We start from the raw sequence: 18,299 nt of genomic DNA, 5'->3' as shown, positions 1-18,299 counted from the left end.
TGGCGGGATTTTTGTATAGATAAATTTTATTAGATTAATCTAACTTTAAGGATTGTTTTGAGTCTATTTGGAGTTGAGTTACAGTATGAAAAATTCTAAAATATATCCCAGAGACTATTGCCATAGAAGCTCGGCTAGCATATAGATTTCGTTACCTCATATATGCTAGAATAGGTTATCCCGCCGTGGCGAAGGCTAACGGCGGGATTTTTGACTTTATACTAAATGCTTAGGTTGTTCATGGATAGAAACCTTGATTCCTGCTTGGTTCGACAATGTGCCCCGACACTTGCGGGGCACAAGTTGGGCAATCTCTTTTGTGTTGATGTTGCTGATGGTGTTTTGCTTTGCAATATCCTTGCTCGTTGGAATCAGGCCTTGAACCCTAAGGGCGTTATTGCTCGCGTTATTGCTGAACGCTGTGGACGTTATTTTATTTATGTCTACCGGAATAGCGCTTTACAGAATTTGGGATGCTCTTGCGAAGTACGTAATTTTTTGAAAGGTTTTGGCTACAGTTGCTTTGATGCTGAATCGCTTTTGAACTTTTTTCAGGTTCGCATGACGCGTTCGGTGTGTTTTCCGCACGAAGTGGGCGTGTTTTTGGGATACCCGCTTGACGATGTGAAAGATTTTATTACGTACGGCGGTAAAAAATACAAGCTGATTGGCTGCTGGAAGGTCTATAACGACGTGCCGAATTCCATGCACATTTTTGAAGTATACAAAAAGTGTCAAAAGATTTTACGAGAACGATTTGAACTTGGTGAAACTTTGGAGCAGTTGACAGTTGCAAGTTGATGAAAAATCAACAATGTTGTCATTCCCGGCTTGACCGGGAATCTCCTTCTAGAAATAAGTAAGGGGATGCCCGCTCGGAGGCGGGCATGACAGAAAAGATTTGAAAACTAACCGATAACAAAAGGAACATAAAATGAACAAAATTGCTGTTATTTTCTGGACAGGTACGGGTAACACCGAAGTTATGGCGAATGAAGTGGTTGCTGGCGCAAAGGAAGCTGGCGCCGATGTGACGCTTTTCAATACGTCTGCTTTTTCTACCGATAAGGCCCAGGAATTTGACAAGTTTGCTTTGGGCTGCCCGGCGATGGGTGCCGAAGAACTTGAAGATAGCGAATTCCAGCCGCTTTATGATCAGCTGAAGGCTCAGATTTCGGGCAAGAAAGTCGTGCTTTTCGGCTCTTACGGCTGGGGTGGCGGCGAATGGATGAATCCGTGGAAAGAAGATGCTGCAAATGCGGGCCTCGTGCTTGCTGATGACCCGCTCGCTATTGAAGGTGCTCCGGATGATGCAGGCAAGGAAAAGTGCCGTGAACTCGGCAAGATCCTTGCACTTGCGTAATTGTTGAGTCTCGATGATCCATGAAATGTTAGGCTCTCTAACAAAATTAGAGAGTCTAACATTGTTAGAAAATCACTAACAATGTTAGCGTCAATCTCGTGAAACTCAACTGCGGTGCGGGGTTGCGAGAGTTGTGTGTTTAATTTATTTGTAATTAGCCGTTGGAAGGGAGAGTATCTAATTTTTAAAAGCGGGCAGGTGCTCCGCTGATTTTTCTTTAATAAGGAGAATGATATGTCTATGTTCAAAAACGAAAAATTCTGGCTCGTTATTGCTGGTGCTGTGGGCTCCGCTGTCGCTAAGAAAGTGCTCAAGGCAAAGAAGACCCGCGAACTTGCTGTTCAGGGACTTGCTCATGGCATGAAGTTCACGGCTGACGCCAAGGCTGCTTTCCAAGATATGAAGGACGAAGCTAGCGACATTTGCAACGACGCTAAGGCAGAAGCAGGTCTCGACAAGTAAGAAGCGAACGCTTATGAGATTCAGAATCGTTTACGATAAGCCGGGTCGCCTTCGCTTGCGTGCTGGGGCGTACGCTTTTGAACGTGAATATGAAGCGCGCATTCACAAGGCTTGCTTGAGTGAGCCTTGCGTTAAAAGTGTTGTGGTGCGTAGCGTCAATGGCGGCCTCCTTTTTGAATATTCCGCCAAGGCGGGCGATTTCGAGACGAGCCGTAAGCAGATTCTTGATTTTGTAAGTGCGCTCAACCCCAAAGAGTTGCCTGAATGCGATGGTGAAACGGAATACCAGTTGCAAGCATTGGACGATGGCTTTAAAGCAAGCCTCACGGGAATGATTGCAAGGCGCTATTTGTCGCGTTGGTTCTTACCGCTTCCGATTCGCACGGCAATTACGGTGGTTCGCGGGTTGCGTTATGTGGCGCGTGGCGTTTCGACGCTCATGAGCGGAAAGCTCACCGTCGATGTTTTGGACGGTGCTGCAATTGGCGCTTCGCTGTTGCAACGCAATTACGAATCTGCCGGAACGGTCATGTTCCTTTTGGGCGTGTCGGGCTTGCTGGAAGATTATACCAAGGCGCGTACGCGCACGGCTTTGACGGGTAGCCTTGCCGTCAAGGTGGATAAGGTCTGGGTCGTGAAAGACGGCGTGGATACATTGGTGGATATGAAGGACGTCCAGGTCGATGACTTGGTCCGCATCCGCTCCGGTAGCATGATTCCTGTTGATGGACGCGTGATTGAAGGCGAAGCCTTTGTGAACGAATCGACGATGACGGGTGAATCCAAGGCGGTGATGAAGACTGCTGGCAGAATCGTTTTTGCCGGGACCGTTCTTGAAGAAGGCGCGATTCTCGTGAAGGTCCATGCGGTCAACAGCAATACGAAAATCCAGAAAATCGTGGAACTGATCGATCGTAGCGAAGACTTGAAGGCAAGCGTGCAGAGCCGCGCGGAACATTTGGCCGATAGCATCGTGCCGTTTAGCTTCCTTGGCTTTGGGCTTACGCTCTTGTTGACGCAGAATATCTCGCGAGCAGTTTCCATCTTGATGGTGGATTACTCTTGCGCGATAAAGCTTTCAACGCCGATTTCCGTGATTTCTGCACTGCGTGAAGCGGCGGATATGGACATGACGGTGAAGGGCGGCAAGTATTTGGAAGAGCTTGCTCTTGCCGATACGATTGTGTTCGACAAGACGGGAACGCTCACAAAGGCGGAACCGCGTCTCGAAAAGATTATTCCGTTCGGCGAATATTCCGAAAAGCGAATCTTGAAAATTGCGGCATGCATCGAGGAACATTTCCCGCATAGCATGGCTCGTGCGATTGTCAAGGCGGCAATGGAACGCAATATCAATCACGCCGAAGAACATGCCGATGTGCAGTACATCGTGGCGCACGGTATCGCAACTTCGCTCAAGGGCAAGCGCGTGGTCATCGGAAGCAAGCACTTTGTCATCGAAGACGAAAAGGTCAATGTCTCCGAAGCGAACCAGGCGATTATTGACCAACAGGCAGGCGCTGCGTCCGTGATTTACCTCGGCATTGGCGGCGAGTTGGCGGGTGCCATTTGCATTGGTGATCCTCCGCGTGAAGAAGCTGCAGATGCCATTCGCGGACTGCGTGAAAGTGGCATCAAGAATGTGGTGATGCTGACGGGCGATAGCTTGAATGCTGCAGAACGCGTTGCGGAACATTTGGGAATCGATACGTTCTTCGCGCAGGTCTTGCCAGAAGACAAGCACCATTATGTGGAACGCATGAAGGCCGAAGGCAAGCGTGTGATTATGGTGGGCGACGGCATTAATGATGCTCCTGCTCTTGCTGCAGCGAATGTCTCTGTCGCCATGAGCGATGCCAGTGACATTGCTCGCGAAACAGCCGATGTAACGCTCCGCCGCGAAAATCTCGAAGACCTCGTGGAACTGCGCCTCTTGAGCCAAAAGCTGATGGAACGCATCATGAAGAACTACCGCTTTATCATCACGTTCAATACAAGTTTGCTTGTAGGCGGATTCTTCGGTCTGCTTTCTCCGACAACGTCTGCATTCTTGCACAACGTATCGACCATGGGCATCTGTGCAAAAAGCATGACCAAGCTGAAAGTGGATTAAACGTCGTGCGTAAATGCGCCTGACTTGTCTTGTCCGCGAAAAACTGTCATTCCCGCCTCCGAGCGGGCATCTCCTTCTTGAATTAAGTATTCCCTTTGCTTTTGGGAATACTTTTTTTGATTTTACTCGGTTGTAATTATTGAGGAATGTTGATTCTTGCGTTGTTTGTCGCTTTGTATGTACAAAGATGATGTAAAGAATCTATATTACTATTTTTTTTAGTCAAGAAAATGCTTATTCTGTACGTTGCGTAAAAGGTTAAATGGATGCTTGAAGAATCTTTTGCAAACGGTTGTTTGCAAAATGAACGAAAAACTCTTTGACCTCTTGTTTTTATCTGTTTAGTTTTATACATTGATTTTAGCCGATTAAATGCGGCTGATTTTTATTATATCGTTATTTATATCCTTTCTTATATCCTTTGCTAAATGAAGTCTGAGTTTTTACTCAGGTGTTTGTGTTGATTCTCTTCTTGAGAAAGGAATTATATGAGCGAAGAAAATAATGCAACGAGACGAAACCACGATCCGTTTTTCCGTTGGCTGTTTTCTGATGTTGGGCATCTTAGAAATCTGTTGGAACTTGCTGGCAAAGTAAATTATGATGTTGGCGAATTCATATCGACTATAAATATGGATACTCTTGTCCGTATTCCAGATTCGTATTCAGAGGTTGACGATACGGGTGAAGCGGATTTGGCGTTTCGTGTGAATGTGTCGACAGGTGCTCCGATTTTGGTTGGAATTCTGTTAGAACATAAATCGGGACGGGATCCAAATGTTCTTGATCAGATTGCTCGTTATGTCAATTCTGTGATGAAGATTTATGATAAGAATCGTGCATTTAGCGGAATTCCGACGATGGCAATTATCTTTTATAATGGACGGGAAAATTGGAATCCACTTAAGAGACTTGAAGAGGGTTATCCGGAGTATTTTCGTGGTTCTGTATTGCCCTTCCATTGCGCTTTTGTGAATATGGCGGATATACCCGATAGCGACTGTTTGACATGCGAAGACGTTGCAACTGGAATGGGCGTTGTCGCAATGAAGTATGCGTTCAATAAGGAAAAGCTGTTAGAGGTCTTGCCTCAATTCCGTGATTCCTTGCGAAAAATGCACCGTAATGAGGCGTCTTGTCTATTGCAAAAAATAAACATATATTTGAAAGAGTACGTTGATGAAGGTGTTCTCAAGGAGCTGGATATGGCATTTGTAAGTGTTGGACAAAAATACGGCTTTGTTAGTGCCGGTGATGTGTTTCGTCAAAGACTTGCCGAAGCTCGCAAAGAAGTGGACGAAGAACGGAAAAAAGCTGAAGAAGAAATGCTTAAAACGGCTAGGGGACTTTATGAAGATGGGGTTCCCTTAGAGACTCTCGTTCGCAGATTTAATCTGACGGAAGAACAAATTTGTGGAAAGTGAAGACCAGTGCTCTTCAAATTGAAAGCGTAAAAATTCAAAATGTTTGCGAAAAGGTAGTCGAAAGACTACCTTTTTTGCGATATTTTAGATGGGGATGCCCGCTCAAGGCGGGCATGACATCGTTAGCGGACTTGTTTATTTCGTTTCTCTCTTCCGTAGGGCTTGGTGACGTACACAAGGGCGGTGGTAAGCGTGTAGTCGGCAACGAGGGCTGCTGCAAGGCCGATGATGGAGAGTAATCCGACGTTGTGCAATGCACCCATGGGGCTGAAGATGAACACGAAGAACATTGCGCAGAGAATGAATGTCGTCATGCCCATCGTCTTTCCGATTTCGCGGTAAGAGAGCAATAGCGCTTTTTTGTAGCTGCCTGTGCGTTCATAACCGTATTTGATGTGGTTATTCATGTGGATGGTGTCGTCAACAGCGATGCCCAAAATCATCGGCATCACAATCATCGTTATCATGTCAAGCGGCATTCCCGAATAGCCCATGACACCGCCGATTAAAAGTACGGGCGCGACGTTTGGAATCATGCCGATGAGGCCTGCCTTGATGCTTCCGAATGCGAGAATCATCATGATGGCGATAATCACGAAAGAGCCTCCGAACGAACGCAACAGTCCGTTCACGAGTTTGCCGTTCATTTCGGCGTAGTTTACGACTTCACCGACGATGGATGTTTTGGCGTCCGGGAAGATTTGGACGGCGTACGATTTTGCGGAATCGAGGTCTTCGACGATTTTCTTGGCGTCGTATCCGGAAAGTTCTATGTGGATGTATGTTGTTTTGTAATCTTCGTCCATGCGTTCAAAGAGGGCATCCGCATCTGAAATTTCGTAGAGGAACAGCAATTGCGTGAGCATATCCTGCGCATCGGGAATCTTGTAGTATTCCGTGCTGTCGCTGTTCAGCGTGCGGTTCATTTCTTTCACGAGCCGCGTTACGGATTGCACGCGGGGCTTGTCGCCTGAAATTTTTGTGAGCTGGAGCGTGCCGAGTTTTTGCTCAAGCGTTTCGATGCGTTTCATATTGGCGGGATCTTTGAGTGCATCGCCGTCGTTGAATTCGACCATCACGTTGAAATCGTAGAGGCTTCCGAGCTTGCCGCTGAGCATGTCCATCAGTCTTGTGACGAACGGGATTTTTTCGCCCATCGTTTTTGTGTAGTCCATGTTCACGTCAATGTTCATCACGCCCGGCATTTGCGCTAACATTAAGGCGGCCGAAATCGCGGCGACGATACCGCTGTGCCTGCAAACTTTGCGACCGAAGAATTCAAAGAGGATGTCGGTTTTGGTGGCGCCGGCCGCTTTCACTTCTGTCGGGTCGGGCTTTGTATTTTTACCGAAGCTCATGAGAATCGGAATCAAGATGATGACGTATAAATAAACCATGAACACGATGCCTGCCGAAATGCCTCCAATCCAGCGGATAGGGCGGATGCCAGCGAACAAGAACGAAATCAGCGAGGCTACGGTAGTGATAACAGTGAAGAGGATCGGCCAGCCTGTTTCTTCGACGGCGTTTATCACGGATTCGCGGCGGTTGCCCGTGCGCCTAAAGTGCATGCGGAATGAATTGATGTAATGGATAGAGTAGCCCACCGAAAGTGCCATGCCCAAAAGTACGGGGAGCGCGACCATGCTTTCGTCGCCAATGATGCCGAGCCAAGCGTTTACGCCGAGAACAGATGCGATTCCTCCGACGGTGGCGATGGCGGGGACGATGACTCCTCGCAAAGAGCGTACGAATAAAATAAGGCATGTGAGCATGACGGCAAAGCCGAAGATAATGCGCATAGCGCATTCACGCGAGATAACTTCGTTCTCTTCCATTTCGGTGTAGCTCATGCCGGTTGGGAGCATCTCGAACTTGTCGCTTTTGAATTCATCGGAGAGAATGACGTTGCGGGCGAAAGGTGCGATGCTGTCTTTGCCGAAATCGATGCCGCCTTCGTATGATTTCAACGAGAGAATAACCCATGTTTCTTTGGCGTCGTCAGAGACGATGTTGTTTACCAGCGATTCTCGGCTCATGATGAGCGATTTCTTGGCGGCGAGTTGTGCTGAATCTGTCGGGATGCCGCCTTCGAACGGGTCGATGACTTCAAAGCCCTCGTTGTTTGCGATGGGGATGGATAAGTTATGCGTGAGTGAAACGACGCGGTCAGCGTAAGGGACTTCATTTTCGAGGCGTTTTGAAAGTCGGTCGATGGCGCTTAAAACTTCGGGCGCAAAAACATCGTTAGCACGGACCATCACCATATAGCCGTCATCGCTGCCGAAAACGTCATTGAAGTGCGCTTGGTCGATTTTGACTTTGTCCCAATCGTCAAACCATTCTTCTTCGCTGCTGGTCATTTGCAGTTGCGGAAGCCCGAGGCATGCGGCGAGAGTCTCAAGAATTGTTGCGAGTAAAATCAGCCAACGGAATTTGACTTGAAAACGCCCCAGACGGGCGAAAACTTTATTAACGCGAGAAACTTGCATGTTTCCTCCCCAAAAATTTTGCCCGAAAATAACATAACGAGTTTTGTTTTTCTACTCCATTCGGACGCGTTAGGAGCAAGGGTTGATATAGTATGTGTGGAAAATGTTAAACGGGGCTAAACTGCGTCTAAATGGAGTAGCTTTTTTTGTGGGATTTTTCAAGTTTTGGCGGCTATGAGAACTACTGGTAAAAAATCTTCGAATACATTGGTGCGCGACCTAGTGAACGTGGGCATTTTTGGTGCTCTTTACCTTGTGCTTTCTGGACTTGGAGCGAGCATCGGTTTTATTCCTGCATTTATTGTGGTTTCCACATGCGTAGTGAGCTTGGTGACGAGCGTCCCGCTATTCCTTTTCTTTTCGAAAGTCGAAAGACCTTTACTTTGCTGTGTGCTACTTTGCACGCTTTTCGGAATTGTCATGACAATCTCTGGTCACGGAATTTCTTTTGGTTTGCTTTGCGTGGTGTATGGCGTTTTGGCGGGCCTTTGCTTAAAGCTGTTCCACAAGAATTTTGTGGGATGTCTGCTTGCTAATGTGATGATAAGTTTTGTACCTTCTTCGATGATGATTCCGCTTTGGTCTTCGACCGAAGAATATTTGGCGTATTGCAGTTCTATTTGTGATAAGGCTTATATTGCTCATTTGGCGGAGCTTTCTAGCAGCTATTGGCCTTTGATTGGTCTTTTTGGATTTGGTGCCGCAGGTGCTGTGGTGGGTGGCTTTATTGCTCGTCGCATGATGAAAAAGCATTTTGAACGCATCGGACTTGCCCAGTGAAACTAGACCCGCGGACAAAACTGTTTTTAGCTGTGGTGGCAAATGGTATGATTTTTACCGCTCCGCTTGTCTATAGCTTGTTGATGGTTGTTGTAGCGTCTGTTTTGCTGTTGCTTGAGGGAAAGTGGAAATTTGTTTGCACTTTCTTTTTTGTTTATTTGAGTGCAGGCTTTTTCTTTGGTCAGGTGAAAAATTTGGATATTGGTACCTCGGGTACGATAATTCTTGCATCGTTGTTTTTGATGTACCGTATTATGCCGGCCTGCGCTGTGCTTTATTATGTGATAACAACTACCAAGGTCAATGAATTTTTGGCATGCATGTCGCGAATGCATGTTTCGAACAAGGTGACGATACCCTTGATTGTGATGATTCGATTTTTCCCGACGGTGTATGATGAATCCCGTGCGATTGGCAATGCAATGCGAATGCGCGGAATCCGCTTGTTCAGTTTGCGGACTTTAAAAAATCCGGTGGCGTTTCTTGAATATCGGCTAGTTCCGCTTTTGGTTTCTATTACGAAAATTGGCGATGAACTTTCGATTGCGGCGGTAACTCGTGGACTCTCGGCAGAAACGAAACGCACTTGCGTTGCAAAGATTGGATTTCGCTGGGCGGATTTTGTTGTGTGCGCTTATTGTATTGCTGTTGTTTTGTTTTATGTCATTCCCGGTTTAACCGGGATTCTCCCTTCCGTATAGCATTGAAAAGGAGATGCCCGCTTACTTCGGCTTTGCTCAGCACAGGCTCTGGCGGGCATGACAAGGTGGAAAAATGAACATTTCTCTAAAAAACATTTCCTTTTCTTACTCTGATTCCCTTGACGATGCGATTCTCAAAAACTTGAATCTGGAAATTCGTTCGGGCGAGTGTGTTGTGCTGGCGGGGGAGTCGGGCTGCGGGAAGACGACGATTTCAAAGCTCATTAACGGTTTGATTCCGCATTACCATTCGGGAACGATGGATGGCGATGTGTTGCTCGGCGAAAAAAATACCGCCGATATGACGCTAGCCGAAATTTCACGAGTTGTGGGTTCCGTTTTTCAGAATCCGCGTTCGCAATTTTTCAACATCGATACGGATTGCGAACTTGCTTTTGGCTGCGAAAATTTGGGAATGGATCCCGAAGAAATCAAACAGCGCATGGAGAATGTTGTTCAGGAATTTCATTTAGAGCATTTGCTTGGCCGTAGCATCTTTAACCTTTCGGGCGGCGAAAAACAGAAAATTGCGTGCGCATCTGTTTCGGCGACAGGACCTGAAATTTTTGTGCTCGATGAACCTTCTGCAAATCTGGATCTCAAGACGATTGCGGATTTGAAGGAAATTGTTTCGCGATGGAAAAAGGCGGGGAAGACGGTCGTTATCGTGGAGCATCGCCTTTACTATTTGCGTGATGTCGCCGACAGAATTTGTTATGTGAAAGATGGGCAAATTGCGTACGAATGGACTCCGGCAGAACTTGAAGCCAAAGGCGCTGAATATGCATCAAGCCTCGGACTCCGATGCATGAATCTGGAAATGTTGAATTCAGTCTGTCATCCTGGAGCCGAAGGCGATAGGATCCATTATCTCTCGTGTTCACAATTGCGACAATCCATAATATTCAACAATCTCACTTTCTCTTACCATCGCAAGCATCCAATTCTCGATATTGACCGTCTTGAACTCCCATGTGGACAAATTACGGCACTGGTTGGCCATAATGGTGCGGGCAAATCGACGCTTGCCCAAGTGCTGTGCGGCTTGCTGGGGAGCTGGCATCAAAAGCGTGCAGCACGCAAACGCGGCGCATACCTAATTATGCAAGACGTGAACCACCAGTTTTTTACCGAAAGCGTTCTGGACGAGGTCTTGCTGGGCATGAAACCGCAAAATGAAAAACTTGCTCTTGAAATTCTTGATGGACTCAATCTCAAGCAATATACGGAAAATCATCCGATGGCACTTTCGGGCGGGCAAAAACAGCGTGTCGCTGTAGCGAGCGGAATTTCAAGCGGCAGTGAAATTGTTGTTTTCGATGAACCCACAAGCGGTCTTGACTATCGGCAAATGCTTGCTGTTTCTGCAACGCTTAAAAAACTTGCTGCAAGCGGAAAAACTTTGCTCGTAATTACCCATGACCCTGAATTTATTTTGAATAGTTGTCAATCTGTGATACGCATGGAACACGGAAAAGTCGTAGAACAGTATCCGCTGTTAGGGAATGAGAAACAGCTTGTCAAGGCGATGGTGAAATGAGAAACGGATGCCGAGTTTTCGACATCCGATTTAGCGTGAATGCGTAATGTTCTTTTGTCGCGTCGCCCTACACCCAATAATTTTATTTCTTGAGATACACCGTATTCACAATGTGTCCTTGAATCTTTTTACGTATAACATAGTGCCCTTGCGGAAGTCCTTGTGTGGTGATTCCCAAGTAATGACCGTTCATGTCAAAAATCCCAACGGTGGTTGCAGTCCCGGCCATGCGTGGCATGGTTGCGATACTGGTGGTACTTGTGTCAGGCTTGGTTATTGCTATGTACTTGTCCCAACCTGGCATGTCTTCGAGAGTAATGATACGCTCGTCATTCATGTTGCTCTTCCAAACGCCATCTTTTGTTTGGCCGGGCCAAGTTCCGCTCCAGGTGCTGTACCACGGCATCCACCAACTCCATACGGCTTCGTCGGTATGCATGTTGTTCACATCGGGAATGGGACCATTTTCGCTGAGTGCGATAATTTTCGTGCTTTTCGATGCGCCTTTGAATTTGTCAAAGGCGCTAGCGTTACTGGAATGGTCGTTTGCGCTATTGTAGATGTCGATGGAGAGAATATCATAGTATTCGCTACCCGGATCCCAAGAGTTTACGGTACTTCCTTCAGGGTTATAGACCCAAATCATGTTTTTTACACCCTTGACTTTGACCATGCGGTCATAGACGAGGCGATAGAGGGCTGCAAACTGTTCTCCGGAATTAATACTCCACCAGAACCACTTTCCGCCAGCTTCATGCAAGGGGCGAAAGATTCCCGCTACACCTTCTTTCTGCAATTCAAGGAAGTAATCGGCGATGTGGTCAATGTCGGCTACGATTCCTTTGTAAGCAGCACTTTCGGTATTCCATTCAGTGGTGCCTGGCTTGAAACCTGTAGAGAAATCGAAATCGGTGTATTCGCCTCCGTTTGCTGCACTTTGGATATAGAAGGCGTCTTTTTTGTCTAGCGGATCTTTCCAGTGCCAAGTGAATGCAGGGATGCCGCCCGCTTTCCAAAGGCCTTTCGCGATGGAAATTGCCTTGTCCGTGTATTCCTTGTTCCAACTTTCATTTGCCTTCGGGCCACTCGCAAACAAGAAATCAAGCCCGACAAGAGCCGGGTACTTTCCTGTGCGCGTGTAGGTGTATTTCACGTCGTCGTGCGTCTTGAAGTCGGCTCCCATGGTGTAACCGCTCATGTCGCCGGTCATCATGCCGCTAATCGTCTTTTTGCCAAAGTTTTCACGCAAAAAACTGTAGAGTTTGACGGCGCTTTCGGTGGCGTTCGGGGTAACCGGTGTTGCGGATATTTTGAAAGGGGAGGAATGATAAGGCTCAACCTCAATATAGTCCACGCTAATCCAGCCCCAGTATTTTTCGATAGAGATTGTGTTTGTCCCGGCTTTAAGTGTAGCGACTGTCGTGACGTCCGCCCACGAAGTGGTGGCGTTAAAGTCGATGGTGCCTGCTGTTGCGCCGTTTACTTTCAAGTAGTTTGCTTTGAAATCTCCGGCCTTGTAATGGATGGTCACTTGGTACTTGCCCGCACTCTCTGCGGTGACTCCATTAAAAGAAATATTTCCTTCTTGCAAGTCGGCATAACCTGTTCCCGAAACTCCGGATGCGTTGACATTTTTTGCTCCTCCGGAAAGAGTCGCTGCTTCAGCTTCGTACTTAGTTGCAAATGCCATACTCGAAAGAGCAAGAATCAAAATAATGAAGTTTTTTCTTTTAATCATAGGGGTTCCTCCATTTTACGAAATTATATTCCCCAAGTATATTTATCAATTGTTTTTTTCGAATGGTGTGGACAAAAATGTCCACGAATTGTATATTTTTTTTACGAGACGCCAGGAAATGAAGCGATTTTTCAAATAGGGCTTTTTATATCTGGCGAGACGCTTTATGTTTGCAAAAAACAAAATCAACATCTACGACTATTCGGACTACCGCAAGTTCCTGCAAGAGTTCTATGAACTCGAAAAATCGCTGGATTCCTCGTTCAGTTATCGAGTGTTTGCTGCGGCGGTTGGCATGGACGCAAGCCTGCTTTTGAAAATATTGCAGGGTAAACGCCACATTTCTCCGAAATGCATAGATGTTTTCGTTAATTTTTTCCATTTCAAGGATGCTAAGGCGGAATACTTCCGCGAAATGATTGCTTACGGCAAGGCGAAAAACGATGAGGATGTGCGTAGCCATTTTGAAACGCTTCAAAAAATGCGACCTGCAGCCAGCCGAGAACTCGACGAAGCCCGGTACCGCTATTTTCAGCAATGGTATTATCCGATGATCCGCTCGGCGCTCGATGTATTCAATTATCGCGGTACACAAGATGCTGCCGCCCTTGGGGAATGCTGCATTCCAAAGCTTTCCGCTTCGCAAGTAGAAAACGCTGTCGATGCTTTGTTGCAGCTCGGACTTGCGCATGCCCGCAATGACGGTCGCGTGGTTCCGACCGAAGCTCATCTCAAGACTATGGAACACTGGCTGAGTGCCTGTATCAGCGATTACCAAAGCAGCATTGCGGAACTGGCCGGCAAATCCATCCAAAACACACCCAAAGAAAAGCGCGACATCAGCACGCTCACGATGGCTCTTGATTCGCGACAAATTGATAAAATTCGTGAAATCCTCGCCAAAACGAGAAAAGCCATCGTAAACGTAGTCAATGCGATGCCTCCGCAAATTTGCGATAGCGTTTATCAGTTAAACTTTCAGTTGTTTCCGATGATGAAAAAGGAAGAACAATGAAAAAAGGTATGGAAACTTCGTTTTGTGTTTCGTTTTGCGCCTTGCTTTGCCTGTCGCTGTTTTTAGGTTGTTCAGAAAGTAACACCGCAGGTGCCACAAGTGAAACGACAAATGGAATTGCCTTCAACGTCGTTGACAGTTTAAATAAGCCGTTCGCTTGCGCACAAATGAAGGTGTATTCAAAAGATGCCTTCTCGGTCATTGATAGCGCCCTTTCGGATTCAAGCGGACGAGTTTCTTTTAATGACAAACTCGGCATCTGCACAGACCAAGGCTGTTTTGTAGAAGCCCTTGCGGGCGAAGATTCCGCATTCATGAGTTGGTCGCCGGTCGATTTTGCAGATACCTCGGTTCAGGAAATTGCATTGTTGCCTTCGGCTTCGCTCATTGTACGTACTGGCGTTTCGACCCAAGAAATCGAAGGCCTGTTAGAAAATGTTCAACTGGAATCGACCCCCTATTTTGCAAACCGCTTCGGTAGCGAGTATGTGTTTGCGCATGTGCCGGCAGGGTCCTTTACTATTGTTGCTGGAGATTCGACCGTCGCAGAAGTGGCGCTTGCGCCAAACGAATCCGCAGATACGCTTGTTCCTGTTCCAGGAAAGTCTGTTGAGTATGTTTTCGAAGACTTTGACGATGGAGATAGTTTGAATAACCTCGCCAAAACTTATCCTAACTACGGATGGTATTTTAATGCTGTTGGCAAAGCGAATTTTGCAATACCTGATAGTGCTGAAAGTTTCTCATCCGTATTAAAAGAAGATAACGATCATGGAAAGTATCTCGCTGTTAAATTCGCAATAGATACAGGCTTCGTTTTGCTCGGAACTCATCTAGGACTTGATACAGGATTTTTCGACCTGAGCAATCTCACGGCGATTCGCCTTACGGTAAGAGGCGACTGTGAATTGAATATCGCTTTGGAACATTACCGTGAAGTTGGAGAAAATACCTTTAAAAAATCGTTATGGAAGGCCAAAGCGGCTGAAAACTGGAATGAAATCATCTTGCACCCCGGTAAGGAAGTTCTTGAAGAAAGCTCCTATCAAGTGGAGTGGAAAAAGATTTCTCACGAAATCGGTCTGTTTAGCATTTTTATGAGAAGCGGAACTTATCTAGAAGTTGACAAAATCGTGTTTGAAGGAATTGATTTCAAATAAACGATTATTGCGATTGGTTATGCTATAGCGGCATCGGCATCAAGGCCCCCCGTTTCCGAGGGAGCCTTTTTGACGATATGTCCGTTTATTTCATGAAAGCGGCGAGAAGTTTATGCGCCTCGTCACCTTCAGCAAATCGGATTTCACCTAGTGTATGGTATTCAAATCCCGAAAACTGCTGCAAGTGCAGTGCCACAAATTCGCGGTCCTGCGAATAGCAAAGATTCAGCCGGAGGTTTCCATTGTCGCTTGTTTTAGGCCGCCCCTCTCTTTGAATTGTTGCATCCAGAGATTCCAAAGACGCTTCGACAATCGCCTGGACTTTTTGCCCTTCCGTGGGGCTAAACTCCAGGCATATTCCCACAACGGGTGAATTCGTCTTAGTGTAGGTGACATTGGTTTTGAAACCGAAAAACTTCTTTTTAGTCTTGATATAGGGCTTATTGAAGAGGGCGTTAGCCATCTCCATCTTGGAAATGTTTTCCATGTTCTTTCTCTTTTTTAAAATGAATGATGTCGCGCACCCGGTAAGGGCCGCGGCCATTTACTAGTGTTTAAGGCTTGGAGAAAGAACTTGCTAACAGAGTATTCGCTCTAGCGTGTAAACGTAATATTCTTTAGGTTTTTGATAAACTAGCGGTAAAGGGAAGCCGCAATGAATGCAAATAGTTGACCGCGCGATTTTAGTCGCCAACGGTGTAGCCTGTTTGGACGTTGCCGAACTGCGCCCGCCATAGCCTTGAAGGCTGCTGCTTCGCGATGTTCGCAATGAAACCTGTTGGCCCGACCTGCGCGTAAGCAGTATAGCATCCGCTGTTGATTCGCGTGACAGGTATAACGGATTATCGGCAAAATCGTGAGCAGTGAAAACTTTCTCACTTTCTGCAACCTGACCAAGTTCAGCGCCGTAATCGTAAACAAAAGAACCCTCGACAATAGCAGAAAGAATCGTGAATAACGCGACTGCAATCATCGAAAGAATGTTTTGTTTAATACGCTTCATTGTACTAATAATGTACAAATCTACGCTTTCATGAGTTTTGCCACATAATGCACCGCGACGGCAAACAACACGACGATGGCGATATAGTCCACGAAAAAGAGGGCGTAGCCGCGTTCCGTGTCAAAGAAAAAGAACGACTGCTGCAGGAACAAGTATTTCCAAAGCCCGCGAATCACAAAGACGTAAATTCCGTAACCCGCCACAAGAACGGCAACCACGCGGGTTGCGACAAGCGCCGCCTTTGACTTGAATGCTCCAGCAAGTCCCAAGCGGTTTGCAATCAGGCTCACATGCAGCCCGATGTGGAGCGACATGAGCGCGTAATACCAGTGGCTTGCAAGCAGGTGCGCCGTGCGGGCAAAACTTGCGCCCGATTCAATCCCGAGCCAGGCGAACACGTGGTTCGAAAGCATGATGCCACTTACCATCAGGAAAATCGCGCACAAAAGGATTCCGCAATTCACGACTGCCTGCAAAATGCGGAATACGTTGTAGCGGCCCTTGAACAGCGAAAGGAAAAATCGCCGGTTCAGCGTGATGTGCACCGCCCACAGAACAAGCAGCACCACGCCCAGAATCTCGTGAACGGCAGTCGATTCAAAGAAGTAATTGCCGCCCATCAGCACGAGCGTCGCGACCGTCATCGCGATATCAAGTGGCATACGAATTTTAGCGGAAATAGGCATATCAAGGAATATACATTATTTCGTCTTCACGCCGTTTTTCTCGAGCCACTTGGCCACATCTTTCGAGAGACTCGAACCGCCGGAGTAATGCACCGAAAGGCCTTCGCCGATTTTTGCGTTGGGCGCGAGTTTCGCAATCGCGGTGATGCTCTGGCCAAAGCGCCCGCCACCGTGGGAGCAGAACGGCAAAATCCGCTTGCCCGTAAAGTCGTAACTTTCGAGCAAAGTCGCAATAGGCATCGGAATACTTGCCCACCAGTTGGGGTAACCGATGATAATCGTTTCGTAATCGGCCCACTTCTTTGCGTCGGGCTTTTTCTTGAGGGCCGGGCGCGCCTGTTTGTGCTGGTCGTTCTGCGCCTGTTTCAAGACGGTGTTGTAGTCGTCGGAATAGGGCTTCACGAGTTCAAGTCCCGCCCTTGATAAGCACGAATCCCTCGGGCGCAGGTGCCGCCGCAAGCGACGCCGCCGAGAACCACAAAATCGCACAAGCCAACAACCTAAACGTATTCATGAGCAAAACCATTCGCGTCATTAGGCCCGATTTTATTTCAACTTCCCGTAGTCTTCGTCGCTCACGGGCTCAAGCCATTCGTTGCGACCACCTTCGCCAGGGACTTCAATCGCCAAATGCTGGAACCAGGAATCCGGAGCCGCCCCGTGCCAATGCTTGACGCCAGCTGGAATGTTCACCACGTCGCCGGGCTTCAGTTCCACCGCCGGCTTGCCCCATTCCTGGTAGTAGCCGCGTCCCGCCGTCGCAATGAGAATCTGGCCACCGCCCTTCTTTGCATGATGGATATGCCAGTTGTTGCGGCACGCCGGTTCAAAAGTCACATTCCCGACGCCCACCTGTTCCTTGCTGATCATGTCGAGATAGCTCTTGCCCACGAAAAACTTGGCGTAGGCATCGTTCGGCTTGCCCACCGGAAACACGCTCCAGTCTTTGCCCGGCACGCTTCGACCTTGCTCAGCGACCTTTGTGTCCGCCGCGTTTACAGCACCAGCCTTCGCCTCCGCCACCGCTTCCTTGAGCAGTCGCAACGCGTTCAGCGTGCGCGGATAACCGCAATACGGCAAGCAATTATAAATCGCCTGTTCCACGTATTCGGCCGTGCGAATCTTCAGGTTCGCGCCGATATGCGCCTTGAGCTGCGGCTCCGTTCCCAGGTTCACGAGAATCGCCATCGTCAAGAGTTCGCGAGTATTCAGGTCGAGCCCCTTGCGGGTGTAGTAATCGCCAAAGCAGTTGCTCGCCAAGAAGTAATTGATAGTCGGCATACCGCTCTTACCGTTTTTCGCCATGTCGCGGAAAGTCTGGCCGAACAGCGTTCCCTGCGCGTCTGCACCCGCCTGCAAACGGGACTGCGCCGTCACCGTTGCACGGTTTTCGTCCACCTTTACGTTCTTCGCCTTGAACACGCTGCGGGCAATTTCCACAGCATCCACCGTCCGCGGGAACCCGGTGTAAGGGGCGCACTGGTAAATCGCCTCGAGAATCTCTTCGGGAGCTAGCCCCTGCGCAAGCGCCGTCGCCACTTCTTCTTGCAAAAGATCGCCCGACTGTTGCGTCACAAGCGACACCAGGCGAATCAACTCCACCTCGCGCTTTTCCACAAGCGGAGTCGCCGCCGGAACCTCGTATCCATCACGGCACGCAGTTCCTTGTCCTGCGAAAGCGTCTTCGCCCCGTCTTGCGGACAGCAGTCACATGCGGCAAGCACCGCACCCATACCAAGCATCGTCATAATCGTCCCTAGTTTCATAGTTTGTTCCTTTTCTTTCTACGCTTTTAATATAAATAATTGTGCAAACCTCGCAA

Annotated in this window: 18 protein-coding genes; 10 read left to right on the top strand and 8 right to left on the bottom strand. The window is 47.8% G+C overall.

Annotation, left to right across the window (positions count from 1 at the left end; all coding sequences use genetic code 11):
* Positions 1–225: 225 nt before the first annotated feature.
* The 5 genes from B7982_RS06790 (at position 226) to B7982_RS06770 (ending at position 5,362) form a co-directional block, all read left to right on the top strand.
* Complete coding sequence (locus tag B7982_RS06790; protein ID WP_233138420.1) at positions 226–801, top strand: DUF3793 family protein; 576 nt, start codon at positions 226–228, stop codon at positions 799–801.
* Between the two features lie 133 nt (positions 802–934).
* Positions 935–1,363 carry a flavodoxin gene (locus tag B7982_RS06785; protein WP_088660101.1) on the top strand — a complete coding sequence of 143 codons (429 nt, stop codon included), beginning with the start codon at positions 935–937 and terminating at the stop codon, positions 1,361–1,363.
* A 234-nt stretch (positions 1,364–1,597) separates the two neighbouring features.
* The gene (locus B7982_RS06780; RefSeq protein ID WP_088660100.1) at positions 1,598–1,825 is read left to right on the top strand and encodes a DUF1490 domain-containing protein; all 228 of its coding nucleotides are present in this window, start codon (positions 1,598–1,600) and stop codon (positions 1,823–1,825) included.
* Between the two features lie 13 nt (positions 1,826–1,838).
* The gene (locus B7982_RS06775) at positions 1,839–3,938 is read left to right on the top strand and encodes a heavy metal translocating P-type ATPase (protein WP_088660099.1); all 2,100 of its coding nucleotides are present in this window, start codon (positions 1,839–1,841) and stop codon (positions 3,936–3,938) included.
* 488 nt (positions 3,939–4,426) lie between these two features.
* Entirely contained in the window at positions 4,427–5,362 is a 936-nt protein-coding gene (locus tag B7982_RS06770; protein ID WP_088660098.1) for an Rpn family recombination-promoting nuclease/putative transposase, read from the top strand.
* Between the two features lie 122 nt (positions 5,363–5,484).
* Here B7982_RS06770 and B7982_RS06765 read toward each other — a convergent pair whose 3' ends face one another.
* On the bottom strand, positions 5,485–7,854 hold the full coding sequence (locus tag B7982_RS06765; RefSeq protein WP_088660097.1) for an RND family transporter: 2,370 nt from the start codon (positions 7,852–7,854) through the stop codon (positions 5,485–5,487).
* Between the two features lie 174 nt (positions 7,855–8,028).
* Here B7982_RS06765 and B7982_RS06760 point away from each other — a divergent pair, with 174 nt between their 5' ends.
* From B7982_RS06760 to B7982_RS06750, 3 genes are all read left to right on the top strand, one after another.
* Positions 8,029–8,634 (top strand): MptD family putative ECF transporter S component, encoded by a 606-nt coding sequence (locus tag B7982_RS06760; protein ID WP_088660096.1) that lies wholly within the window; start codon positions 8,029–8,031, stop codon positions 8,632–8,634.
* Entirely contained in the window at positions 8,631–9,335 is a 705-nt protein-coding gene (locus B7982_RS06755; RefSeq protein WP_088660095.1) for an energy-coupling factor transporter transmembrane component T, read from the top strand. Before B7982_RS06760 ends, B7982_RS06755 begins: the two co-directional genes overlap by 4 nt.
* Before the next feature lie 73 nt (positions 9,336–9,408).
* A complete protein-coding gene (locus B7982_RS06750) occupies positions 9,409–10,875 on the top strand; it encodes an ABC transporter ATP-binding protein (protein ID WP_088660094.1) in 1,467 nt (488 codons plus the stop codon).
* 82 nt (positions 10,876–10,957) lie between these two features.
* Here B7982_RS06750 and B7982_RS06745 read toward each other — a convergent pair whose 3' ends face one another.
* Positions 10,958–12,613, bottom strand: a complete 1,656-nt coding sequence (locus B7982_RS06745) for a glycosyl hydrolase (RefSeq protein ID WP_088660093.1) — start codon at positions 12,611–12,613, stop codon at positions 10,958–10,960.
* 166 nt (positions 12,614–12,779) lie between these two features.
* Here B7982_RS06745 and B7982_RS06740 point away from each other — a divergent pair, with 166 nt between their 5' ends.
* Positions 12,780–13,628 carry a TIGR02147 family protein gene (locus B7982_RS06740; RefSeq protein ID WP_088660092.1) on the top strand — a complete coding sequence of 283 codons (849 nt, stop codon included), beginning with the start codon at positions 12,780–12,782 and terminating at the stop codon, positions 13,626–13,628.
* Positions 13,625–14,788: a hypothetical protein gene (locus tag B7982_RS06735; protein ID WP_088660091.1), complete on the top strand. Its 1,164-nt coding sequence runs from the start codon at positions 13,625–13,627 to the stop codon at positions 14,786–14,788. Before B7982_RS06740 ends, B7982_RS06735 begins: the two co-directional genes overlap by 4 nt.
* 85 nt (positions 14,789–14,873) lie before the next feature.
* On the opposite strand, the gene B7982_RS06730 is transcribed toward B7982_RS06735, so the two are convergent.
* The 6 genes from B7982_RS06730 to B7982_RS15055 form a co-directional block, all read right to left on the bottom strand.
* Positions 14,874–15,275 (bottom strand): hypothetical protein, encoded by a 402-nt coding sequence (locus B7982_RS06730; protein WP_144065931.1) that lies wholly within the window; start codon positions 15,273–15,275, stop codon positions 14,874–14,876.
* A 90-nt stretch (positions 15,276–15,365) separates the two neighbouring features.
* Complete coding sequence (locus tag B7982_RS06725) at positions 15,366–15,791, bottom strand: hypothetical protein (protein WP_144065930.1); 426 nt, start codon at positions 15,789–15,791, stop codon at positions 15,366–15,368.
* 20 nt (positions 15,792–15,811) lie between these two features.
* Positions 15,812–16,453 (bottom strand): DUF4405 domain-containing protein, encoded by a 642-nt coding sequence (locus tag B7982_RS06720; protein WP_233138418.1) that lies wholly within the window; start codon positions 16,451–16,453, stop codon positions 15,812–15,814.
* Positions 16,454–16,492: 39 nt separating this feature from the next.
* On the bottom strand, positions 16,493–16,879 hold the full coding sequence (locus B7982_RS06715) for a flavodoxin (RefSeq protein WP_233138417.1): 387 nt from the start codon (positions 16,877–16,879) through the stop codon (positions 16,493–16,495).
* 144 nt (positions 16,880–17,023) lie between these two features.
* Entirely contained in the window at positions 17,024–18,094 is a 1,071-nt protein-coding gene (locus B7982_RS06710; protein ID WP_233138416.1) for a carboxymuconolactone decarboxylase family protein, read from the bottom strand.
* Entirely contained in the window at positions 18,070–18,243 is a 174-nt protein-coding gene (locus B7982_RS15055) for a hypothetical protein (RefSeq protein ID WP_233138415.1), read from the bottom strand. Before B7982_RS15055 ends, B7982_RS06710 begins: the two co-directional genes overlap by 25 nt.
* Positions 18,244–18,299: the final 56 nt, after the last annotated feature.

The sequence above is a fragment of the Fibrobacter sp. UWB2 genome, assembly GCF_002210425.1.
Taxonomy (GTDB): Bacteria; Fibrobacterota; Fibrobacteria; order Fibrobacterales; family Fibrobacteraceae; genus Fibrobacter; species Fibrobacter elongatus.
The sequence above is the reverse complement of the archived record's forward strand: the minus strand, read 5'-3'. Positions and strand labels throughout refer to the sequence as shown.